Consider the following 3458-nt stretch of genomic DNA (forward strand, 5'->3'; position numbering starts at 1 on the left):
GTTGAACACCGCGCTCGGCGCGATGGCTGTGGCGCTGGGGGAGGCGACGATCAGGAGGCTGCCGAGCAGCGCGCCCACGATGCCGGTGACGACGGTGCGGGCGCTCGGCGTTCGCATGGGGACTCCCGACGGGTGTCAAACGGGACAGACCTCATCAGACCACATCGTCCGGTCTCCGACAAGAGTCCTTTTCCGTAACGCGGTGGTCGTGTCACCGGCCCTCGGTCGGCAGGTAGGGTCGCGCCATGGCGCAGGGGTCGAGGGGCGGCGCGGGTCGACGGATCCGCGGTCTGGATGCCGAGCAGCGCCGGGCCCAGCGCCGCGCTCAGATCCTCGACGCCGCTCTCGACCAGTTCGCCGAGAACGGCTACCACCAGACGTCGATCGAACAGATCTGCCGAGCCGCCTTCGTCAGCACCAAGAGCTTCTACGAGTCGTTCGAGAGCCGGGAGACCTGCTACATCGCGCTGCTGCAGCGCACCACCGACCGGATCGCCAACACGATGGTCGACCGGCTGCAGCACGCACCGGCCGACGAGGACTCGGCTACCCCGGAGCTGCTCGCCGCCTTCGCGCATGCTCTGGTGGACGATCCCCGCTACGCACGGGTCACCTTCGGCGAGGCGGCCGGCATCTCGCCGGCGGTCGAACGGCAGCGCCGGGTCAACCGACGGTGGGCGTCCGGCTTCCTCGAGGAGTTGTGGAAGCACTACGGCGCGATCCCGCCCGGCGTCACCACCGCGGCGGACCACAGTGTGGCCGCTGGAGCGATCGGCGGGATGTTCGACCTGGTCGCCGACTGGCTGCACGACGTCGACGCGGTCGACGATGCCGCGGTCACGGAGCTCATCGAGGGGATCACCGCCTTCTACCGGGTGGTTCGGGCCGGCTTGGACAGGACAGACGCATGACCATCGATGTCGGCCGGCCCGCCCCGGACTTCACCCTGAAGGACCAGCACGGCCAGGACGTGACGCTGTCGTCCCTCCGGGGCGACAAGGCCGTGGTCGTGATGTTCTACCCCTTCGCGTTCAGTGGGATCTGTACGAACGAGCTGACGGACATCCGGGACGACCCGTCCGCCTTCGTCAACGACGACGTTCAGCTCCTCGCCATCTCGTGCGACCCGATGTTCGCGCTGCGCGCCTTCGCCGAGCACGACGGTCTGACGTACCCGCTGCTCAGCGATTTCTGGCCGCACGGCGAGGTCGCGAAGGCGTACGGTGTGTTCGACGAGGATCGTGGATGCGCGATCCGCGGCAGCTTCGTCGTCGACCGGACGGGCCGGGTGGCCTGGAAGGTCGAGAACGCGCTGCCGCGGGCCCGGGACCTGACCGACCAGCGCAAAATCTTGGCCGAACTGGTCGTCTGAGGGCCCGATCGACGCTCTGTGACCAATTGGTGACAGAAATTTCCCGGAATCAGTAGCGCTGGGACCCCATTTGGGTGTTCCATACGTACTGTCGTGGCCGCCGGTGACCCGAGACGCCGGCAGCCGCGACCTTTTTCTGCACCGACATTTTTCTGCGCGGGTCCGATCCAGGCATGTGCAGTCGCTTTAGGTTAGGCTAACCTAAAGCCTATGTCCCGTCACGAGACGCCGCTTCGCGCTGTCGACCTGGATCTCGGGTACCGCGCCGAGTGCGTCGTCCATGGCGCCACCCTCGACCTGACCGCCGGCGAGGTGACCGCTCTCGTCGGACCGAACGGGAGTGGGAAGTCGACCCTGCTGCGTGCGATGGCACGGCTGCACCACCCGGAGTCCGGCGACGTGCGTCTGGCCGACGACAGCTCGGCGCTGGCGCTGTCGCCGCGCGAGTTCGCCCGCCACGTCACGCTGCTCGCGCAGAGCCGGCCGACACCGACGGGGGTGCGGGTTCGCGAGGTGGTGGGGTACGGCCGGCATCCCCACCGCGCTCGGTGGCGCGGGGCGGACCCCGACGGCGCCGAGGCGATCGCCTGGGCACTGGAGGTCACCGGCGTCACCGAGATGGCGGATCGGCCGGTCGACGAGCTGTCCGGCGGCGAGCGGCAGCGGGTCTGGCTGGCGACGGCGCTCGCGCAGCGGACCCACACCCTGCTCCTGGACGAGCCCACGACGTTCCTCGACATCGCCCACCAGCTGGAGGTGCACGAGCTGGTCCGGCAGCTGAAATGGGAACACAAGCTGACCGTGGTGCTGGTGCTGCATGATCTCAACGCCGCCGCCCGGTTCGCCCACCGGATCGTCGCTCTCCGCAACGGCAAGATCGTCGCCGACGGGCCACCCGCCGAGGTCGTCTGCCCTCGCGTCGTCGCCGAGGTGTTCGGCGTGCAGGCCACCGTGCTGACCGACCCGGCAACCGGGACACCGGTATGCCTGCCCGCTACTGTGCTTCCGGCAGCTGGTGGACCGGGACCTGGTTAGCTCCGCAGCGGTTCACACTGCTGGGTCCGCGCGGAATCTCAGCCGCCGGGGCGTCGCTCGGCCTGGTCCCGGGCCAGTGCCGGGTTAGTTCGTGCTGAGCCCGCTGCGCTGGCGTGGCGCGACCGGCTCTCCCGTGAACCCGATCGCCATCTTCTGACACGCGGATGGGGGCTGCCCGTCCCACCACGTTCAGGCAACCCCCATCGAGAGAGAGGACCTGCTCACTCGTCCTCATCGTCCAGCGTGAGCAGGCCGTTACGGCCGCCCATGCACGACACGCTCCGTCTCATAGTAATTGCAAATTAGTGGTGGCAACAGCCTGAGCCGGAGCTGCTCGGAGTCGTGGGGTTGCGCGGCTGGAGTCGTGACGGGACCGTAAGGTCTGCGCGCATGTCCAAGGGGACCGTCGACGCCGAGACCGTCCGGCTCACCGAGCAGGACTCGCAGGCCAACGTGCAGGCCGTCCTGCAGCTGTGCGCCAGCGGGAAGCTGCGCTGCAGTGACAAGACCCACCGACCCAGCTCGGCCACGGTGACCGCGGTCGCCGAAGCGTTGGCCGCCGGGGACTTCCTGGGCAATGAGGCGATCGCCACCTTTGCCTGGCCGCTGCTCATCCACGCTGGCGGGCTGGCCGAGCAGGCCGGCAACCGGCTGCAGCTGACTGCCCGTGGCCGCGCTGCGCTGTCCAAGCCCGCCGCCGACGCCATCCGCCAGTTGTGGCGGCGCTGGATAAGCCACGGGTTGATCGACGAGATGAGCCGGATTGACGCGATCAAGGGCCAGCGCTGCGCGAACGTACTGACCGCTGTCAAGCCCCGGCGCGGGCTACGCGGACTGGCCCATCCTGGAAGGCCGCTACACACTGTGCGTGCTGTTCGAGTATGCCGCCACGCTGGGCCTCATCGACGTCACCTACACCGATCCGGCCGACGCCCGTGACGACTTCCGCGACAACTGGGGCGCCGATGATCTCGACTACCTGAGCCGCTACGACGGCCTGCGAGCCATCCGCATCAACCGTGTCTGGTCCGTGACCGCGACGGCGCTGTTC

The 3458-nt window shown here is 68.7% G+C and carries 4 protein-coding genes and 1 pseudogene; all 5 read left to right on the forward strand.

Annotation, left to right across the window (positions count from 1 at the left end):
- Window positions 1–245 precede the first annotated feature (245 nt).
- The gene (locus ACRDU5_RS04100; RefSeq protein ID WP_526613022.1) at window positions 246–911 is read left to right on the forward strand and encodes a TetR/AcrR family transcriptional regulator; all 666 of its coding nucleotides are present in this window, start codon (window positions 246–248) and stop codon (window positions 909–911) included.
- On the forward strand, window positions 908–1372 hold the full coding sequence (locus ACRDU5_RS04105; protein WP_526613024.1) for a peroxiredoxin: 465 nt from the start codon (window positions 908–910) through the stop codon (window positions 1370–1372). The genes ACRDU5_RS04100 and ACRDU5_RS04105 overlap by 4 nt, the downstream gene beginning before the upstream one ends.
- Window positions 1373–1582: 210 nt before the next feature.
- A complete protein-coding gene (locus ACRDU5_RS04110; RefSeq protein ID WP_526613025.1) occupies window positions 1583–2407 on the forward strand; it encodes an ABC transporter ATP-binding protein in 825 nt (274 codons plus the stop codon).
- A 390-nt stretch (window positions 2408–2797) separates the two neighbouring features.
- Window positions 2798–3346, forward strand: a complete 549-nt coding sequence (locus ACRDU5_RS04115) for a hypothetical protein (RefSeq protein ID WP_526613027.1) — start codon at window positions 2798–2800, stop codon at window positions 3344–3346.
- A pseudogene (locus tag ACRDU5_RS04120) lies at window positions 3276–3458 on the forward strand (hypothetical protein); the annotation flags it as partial. The gene ACRDU5_RS04115 and the pseudogene ACRDU5_RS04120, both read left to right, overlap by 71 nt.

This window comes from Mycobacterium sp., from assembly GCF_050701515.1.
Classification (GTDB): Bacteria; Actinomycetota; Actinomycetes; order Mycobacteriales; family Mycobacteriaceae; genus Mycobacterium.